Source organism: Paenibacillus sp. AR247 (genome assembly GCF_002968895.1).
Taxonomy (GTDB): domain Bacteria; phylum Bacillota; class Bacilli; order Paenibacillales; family Paenibacillaceae; genus Paenibacillus_AQ; species Paenibacillus_AQ favisporus.
In genome coordinates this window covers 158,219-165,113 of sequence record NZ_PCZT01000006.1, presented here as the reverse complement: position 1 = coordinate 165,113, position 6,895 = coordinate 158,219, and the positions used below count along the sequence as shown (strand labels likewise).

Annotated in this window: 6 protein-coding genes; 2 read left to right on the top strand and 4 right to left on the bottom strand. The window is 52.4% G+C overall.

The genetic code is table 11. From position 1 onward, the window contains the following. Positions 1-282: 282 nt before the first annotated feature. The 3 genes from CPT76_RS05660 to CPT76_RS05650 all read right to left on the bottom strand — a co-directional run bounded on the left by CPT76_RS05660 (position 283) and on the right by CPT76_RS05650 (position 3,829). Entirely contained in the window at positions 283-1,467 is a 1,185-nt protein-coding gene (locus tag CPT76_RS05660; protein WP_105442208.1) for a hypothetical protein, read from the bottom strand. Positions 1,468-1,705: 238 nt separating this feature from the next. Beyond that, the gene (locus tag CPT76_RS05655) at positions 1,706-2,860 is read right to left on the bottom strand and encodes a serine hydrolase domain-containing protein (protein ID WP_105442207.1); all 1,155 of its coding nucleotides are present in this window, start codon (positions 2,858-2,860) and stop codon (positions 1,706-1,708) included. Positions 2,861-3,010: 150 nt separating this feature from the next. Beyond that, a complete protein-coding gene (locus CPT76_RS05650; RefSeq protein WP_105442206.1) occupies positions 3,011-3,829 on the bottom strand; it encodes a helix-turn-helix domain-containing protein in 819 nt (272 codons plus the stop codon). A 134-nt stretch (positions 3,830-3,963) separates the two neighbouring features. Between CPT76_RS05650 and CPT76_RS05645 the strand changes: the two genes are divergently transcribed. After that, entirely contained in the window at positions 3,964-4,773 is an 810-nt protein-coding gene (locus CPT76_RS05645; protein ID WP_105442205.1) for a phytanoyl-CoA dioxygenase family protein, read from the top strand. 220 nt (positions 4,774-4,993) lie between these two features. Here the strand turns inward: CPT76_RS05645 and CPT76_RS05640 are convergent, their stop codons facing one another. Then, a complete protein-coding gene (locus CPT76_RS05640) occupies positions 4,994-5,809 on the bottom strand; it encodes a VOC family protein (protein WP_105442204.1) in 816 nt (271 codons plus the stop codon). Positions 5,810-6,013: 204 nt separating this feature from the next. On the opposite strand from CPT76_RS05640, the gene CPT76_RS05635 reads away from it, so the two are divergent. After that, the coding region (locus CPT76_RS05635) for a globin domain-containing protein (RefSeq protein ID WP_374954616.1) at positions 6,014-6,895 on the top strand (882 nt) is incomplete at its 3' end.

The following is a 6,895-nucleotide window of genomic DNA, read 5'->3' as shown; positions in this document are numbered from 1 at the left end:
TTTGCGCCGCTACTAGTGCGTCTGTAGTGGACAGAAACGATTTGCCGCTCGCTCTGTGCCTTTGTTGTAAGTGTAGCATACTCGAAAAAAGAAAAAACTTTCGAATCATGCGAAACAGATACGAAGCTGCTGTCCGTGGACATCGGAGCGGGAAGTGAACGCCTGTAAGAAGTAGAGAGAGTTCGCATAAGCAAAAAGCCCATTCGGCGTCGATAACGCCATGGATGGGCACTTTGTTTTGATCATTTTTTTCGTATACATCGTCAACTTCAGCGGATTTCACTAGTTCTGAAGGGCGGTGGCACCAAGCTTTATTAGCTTGTAAGCTCCGTCCGCAGTGCCGATGAGCAGCGTCTGCCCGTTCTGTAGAGGCTGAACGAATTCACCGGCATTGTAGCTGGCACGGTTAATCACTTTCGTCCAAGACGTATCCCCGTCAGGAGCGATTCCCCAAACCCCTTGTCGGGATACCGTCCCGTGCCAATCCTCATTCACCTTACCCGTCGCGATGAAACCGCCGTTTGATGCAGGCTGGATATCGTTCACCATGCTGCGGTCAAACGCAGAATCAAGTATAGTTGTCCATTGCAGCGTGCCGCTGCGATCCACCGACAGCGCAAAGCCTGTAGTCAAATAACGGATCGGATCGTTCGGGTTCGGATGGTTATAATAGCCGGCGGCCACGATACTGCCGTCATGTCCTTCGGCGAGCGACAAAACTTCAACGTTCTGGGAATCGTCTGCCACTGCGATCGATTGCTTCCACTTGACTTGACCCGATGGAGCGAATTTGGCCAGCACCACATGCCCCTTCTCCCCGTCCCGGTACTCACTGCCGGATAGGAGAAACCCTCCATCCGACGTGTGCTGCACGGAATGAATCCGTTCGAAGGCAACGTCGACCAGATCTCCTTCATACAAGGCTTTTCCCGCTTCGGAAAATACGATCCAATGCAGCGTATGGCTATTGGAGGTGCTTCCAGGTGTATCCACTGCAGCCGCATACTTTCCGTTTTTCAGTTGATCCACCGAAACGATATAACTGTCCGCCTTCTCCAGGGTATAAGCCCACTCCTTTTGCCCTTTTTCGCCCACCTTTAAAATCTGTGATCCACCTCCAGCGATATACCCCTGATCCTGGGTATGGTGGAACTCCGCGATATATTCAAGCTCATGTTTGGAAAAGCTGATTTCCTTCTTGATTTGACCATAAGCACCGATCGAATGGACGACAACCTGATCCCCTTCAATTCCGGCATAGGAGATTGCGTTCGTCCCGTGTTCAAAAACATCACCAGCATGAACATTCAAATCCGAATAAGAAAGCATCTCCGGGGGGTTCAGGACGGACGGCTCCGCAAATACATTGCTGCCGGCGATTATGCCCCATAGGCCAACAGCTGCCCCAAACAGCCATTTGCGGACATTCGATGGTTTACTGAACCGTTTGGTGATCGTCATCATCATTTCATCAGCTCCTTGTCAGAATTGGGACCCGTTTCCATTATGGGCGGCGATTCGCTCTCCAACAAGCGGCAAAAGGGCTGGATCGCCCCCTGCCAAACTGACCAATACACAAGTACATTTTGACTAATACAAGGTACCTACTATGCCATCTCCCTGAAATAGAAACGGCTTACGTCAAGTGGATGACGTAAGCCGCAGTAAAGATATAAAAAAAGCCAAAAACGTATCTCTAGATTGTTTAATCCAACGCGCTATAAACGACGTTGCGGATCCGGTTCGCAATATAAGGCTCGCGGCTCGGCAGCATTTGCTGCATATACACGAGGGTCAAGTCTTCCTGCGGGTCAATCATAGCCCAGGAACCAGCCATGCCGGCCCAGCCGTATTCCCCGATCGAGCTGCCTGTGCCGCCCGCCGCCGGATCGATCATTACCCGAACGCCAAGCCCGTAACCGTATCCGTTTAAATGCCCCCAATTGTAATCATTCATCTGTTGTGGAGTTAAATGATTACTCGCCATCAATTGAACGGTCTTTGGACTCAGCAGCCGGTAGCCGTCCAGTTCCCCGCCACGAACGAGAGCCTGTGCGAATCGGGCGTAATCGCCGATCGTCGACAACAGCCCTCCCCCGCCGCTCTCGAACCGGCACTCCGGTTGATAAGGAGTTTCGAGCGAGTTGTTAGGCGTTAGCGTTCCGTCTTCCGCAAGATTGTACATCACGGCAAGACGATCCCGCTTACCTTCACTAATCCGGAAAGAAGTGTCCTTCATCCCAAGCGGGTCGAATATTTCCCGCTTCAAGTATTGTTCGAACGTCTGTCCGGACAGCACTTCAATCAGCGCTCCGAGCACATCATGGCTCAGGCCGTATTGCCAGCGTGTTCCGGGATCAAAGGCGAGCGGAACTTCCGCCAGCGCGCGGGTGAAAGCACGCACGTCCATCGACGCCGGCGCTTTTTGATAAATCGGCCCTGTTAACCGCTCCGTTTCCGATCCGCTCCCGCCATAGGTGAGACCGGACGTCATCGAAAAGAGGTCCCTGATGCGAATCGAACCCGCCGCTGGGCCGGCCACCATGTTACCGCTTTCATCTTGGCGAAATACCGACGGATTCTTGAACTCGGGCAAATATTCCTCCAGCGGATCATCAAGCAGGTACAATCCACGTTCATACAGCTGGAGAGCTGCTGCGCAGGTGATGACTTTCGTCATGGAATACAGGCGATAGATGGTGTCCGATTGGATAAGCTGCTTCGTTTCCACATTCGCATATCCGAATTTCTCATCATAGACCGTTTCTCCGCTCCGCATCACCAAGCAGGCGCAACCGGCCGGTCCTCCCTGTTCCAGATACCTTTTGAACAGCGGGGTCAATCGTTCGAAACTGCTCATAGCCATTTCCCCTTTCACAAATGTCGCGCTCCGCAATGTGTCATCATGCCGCCTCCCGCATTGCTGGGTCAAGAACACCGACTTGCGGTCGCCTGTCTCGTTCATATATACCACTATTTAACAGTCCGGTTCAACCATCGGTCTTCAACGTTAAGAGCCCTTGTCCATGTTAGGGGGCGGATTGCGGTATTCACGGGGCGTAACTCCGTAATACTTGCGAAATTGGTCGGCAAAGTGGTTGTAATTACCGAAACCGACCTCTATGGCGGCTTCTACCGCCAGCCTTCCGGAATGCTTCATCAGCAAAGCCGCTTGACGGATGCGCATTTGATTGACATGCTGCACAATGGTGCGGCCCGTCTCTGCCTTAAACAAATGAGCCAAACGGGAAGGGGACAACCCGACCTCCCGGGCCAACAGATCAACCCTGATCTCCTCCTTCATCCGGCTGGAGAGGATGCCCAGCGTCTGTTCGATTCTGGGATCAAACCGTTTCTTCGTCCGCTGCGCAAGCAGAAGCAGCACTTCACGAATCGCATTCTCACACAAGGGCTTCCACAAAACAGATCTGTCGCGCGAATCCTGAAGGACGTTGCGAAACGCCCGCTCGATCCGGTCTTTGATGCGATCTTCGGACAGCGTTTCAATCAGGATGTCATCTTCGGGCAGATAAGCGTTTTCCGGGAGTCCGGGATAATGGATCCATAAAAAATTCCACCATGATCCGCGGACCGTCCCGTATTCGTGCGGCACGCCTGACCGGAGCAGGCCAAGCTGCCCGGCTCCGCACCCCTTCTTTCCGCTGGGTGTCAGGAAGTAACCCTCGCCGCTAAGCGTATAGACCAGCAGCCAGTCCCGCATCCCGTTTGGCCGGTGAAGCCTGTAGGTGTCATCTTTTTCAAAATGGTCACCGAATATCGCTGCGCCAGTTCCTTCAAGGACGTCTGGTTGACGAATAAACCCTGACATATTCGCACCTCCCCTCATTTCGGATGATAGCAGGATTCCGTGACTTAATAGCAGATTTCAGTCTTCTCCTTAACATAGAGTTACCGTATGCTATTGTCAATCAGTATCCATTACGAATCAGGGAGGGACACCCCATGCAGACGAATCCGCAAATTTTGACGGAAGAACAGCTGCGAATGTTTGAAACGGAAGGGTATTTAATCGTAAAAGGGCTTTTTCAGCCGGAAGAATTGAGAGACATTGACGCTACCTTCCAAGAGATCGGCAACACCGTCGTACCCGGACACTTCGAGCCGGTGCTCGATCAGGAAGCAGGCGATCCGCTGAAGCGATATCCTCGCGTCATGCATCCCCACCGGTTCAACGCTACCGCAAAAAAGTATATGCTGCATAAACCCGTGATGGATGTGCTCGCCGATTTGTACGGCGAGGAGGCATTGGCGGCACAAAGCATGTTTTATTACAAACCGCCAGGCTCACGCGGGCAAGCGCTGCATCAGGACAACTTCTACTTGCAGGTCGAACCGGGTAACTGCATTGCGGCCTGGACCGCAATCGACCCGGCGGATGAAGAAAACGGCGGAATGCTCATCGTTCCCAAAACGAGTGATTATGCGCTGGTATGTCCGGAGGAAGCAGATTCCAGCGAGTCGTTTACGACTCATCTGGTTAAGCCGCCCAAAGACAGGAAAGCCGTGCCTGCCATCATGGACCGGGGAGACGTTCTATTCTTCAACGGTAATCTGATCCATGGGTCTTACCGCAACAAATCGCAGAATCGTTTCCGGCGTGCTTTTATTTGCCATTATGCCAACGCTTCCGCTACCCAGATCAGTTCATTTTATCGGCCGTTGTTCCGCAGGGACGGAAGTGAGGTCGATCTCGATGTCAATCCGGACGGCGGTCCTTGCGGCATCGAATTCGGCACCGCCTACCCGCATTAATGAATTAATGAAATCCGAAGGGAAGGGTGGCAAACAAGCGTCCAGGATGAATTACAAGATTAGCAGCCGTTCTGGCCACGCTGACAGGGGCGGTATTCACAGCGGATCCCCCAAGCAAACGCTTGGGGGAGTCTGCTCCGACGCCATCACCTACATCCCTTTCATAAGGCCCTTGCTCAAACCAGCCGAACAACGCGCCGTACGCTTCTTCCTCATTCTTTCATTGTCCTTCCTCGTTCATTTGTGCAATGACGATCCGGTTCCCATCCGGGTCCAGAAGCGCAAATTCGCTCAGGTCAGGAAAGGTTTGCGGTTCACCGGCCAACTCAAAGCCGTTAGACTTTACAAATTGGAGTGCCCCGTCAAAATCCTCTGTTTCGAAATAAAACAGCTCCGAAAACGACTCCCCGTTCAGATGACCGTTATAGTCAAGCAGAAGCGCGGCACCGGATGCCGTCGGAACGGAATAAATCCGCTGCTCGGCAGCCGCTTCATCATATTCCACACCAAGCAGACCCGAGTACCACCGGGCAGCCGCCGGCATATGCTTCACGTCAACAAATACGCCGCCGATTCTCGGCAAAATCGGACTTCGGCTTAATCCTGCCAAAGAGAGGTCTTCCTCGCGGTTCTCGGCCCAGCATGCCATCTGTACGTTCCCTTCCGGGTCGCGGAAGTTAAAGTATGCCATCGGCCCGTGTCTTTCCGGTTCAGAGAGAGGCATACCTTGTTCCCGAATAAAAAGGTATGCCTCGTCAATATCCTTGGCAGGTAACATCATGCGCGGCATCATGTCTTCCTTCCAATCCGGATTTTCCCTGTTCCCCGAATTGGAATCCAGGATGAGGTGCGTTCCTTGAAAATCAAACCAATACACCGGTCCGCCGTTTAACCGTTCTTCCTTGATCGGAAGACCCAGCAGGCGGCTGTACCACTCAGCGGATTCCCGAAGATTCGTGACATGCACAAACACGCTCGCAATCCGGTTCTCGAACGGGATCGTGGTGGTGTGGTTCTTTTCTTCATGTTGAGACAATTTGAATCAGCTCCTTTTCCGATATACGGATGATTAAACCTTCCGGAGAACAAATGTGGAACCTGTTGACCCCATCCTGTTCCCGGCATGACTCGGCTGGGACGCCTAATTGGGAAAGCGACGTGGCATAGCATCTGCCACTTGGGATTGTTAAAAAAACACAACACAAACAAATGTTCCTATCCAAGTTATTCTACCTCTGTTTTGCGGATCGAAATCGTTCAATCTACAGCGCCTGTTCTTAAGCAGCACAGCGAACAAATCGGAAAAAAGTTTTACGAATTGTTGTTTGCCAAGGCTCCGGATCTGTACAACCTATTTAACCAGACCAACCAGAAGCGCGGGCTGCAGCAGGAGGCACTGGGTTATGCGGTATACGCTGCGGGTGAACATATTACGAATCTGGATGCCATCATGCCGGTCATTACCAGGGTCACCCAAAAGCACCGGGCCATCGGCGTAAAACCGGAGCAATACCCGTTGGTCGGTGAGACGCTTCTCGAGGCGGTCAAGGAGGTGCTTGAAAGTGCAGCAACCGATGACATTATCGGGGCGTGGGGTAAGGCATACGAATATATTGCCGATGCCTTTATTCAAATTGAACAGGATCTTTATAAAGAAGCCAAAGAACAAGCCGGAGGGTGGGAAGGTTTCCGCAGCTTTACGGTTACCCGGAAAGTAGCGGAAAGCGACGATGTGACCTCCTTCTACCTCGAGCCTTCGGACAAACAGGCCCTTGCTGGCTTTGAACCCGGCCAATATCTAACGATCAAAGCGGAAGTTCCGGGCGAAAAGTATAAGCACATTCGTCATTACAGCCTTTCGGACGCCCCTGGCAAAAGCTATTACCGGATCAGCGTTAAGCGGGAGCGTTCGAACGAGGGGAAACCGGCCGGGATCATATCGAACGATCTGCACGACCGCATTCAAGAAGGGGATTCCCTCCTCTTTTCTACGCCGGCAGGTGATTTCACCTTAGACCATACCGACGACCATCTGGTCCTCATCGGCGGAGGAATCGGAGTTACTCCCTTGATGAGCATGATCAATACCGTTGCCGATCAATCTCCTGACCGCGAAGTAACC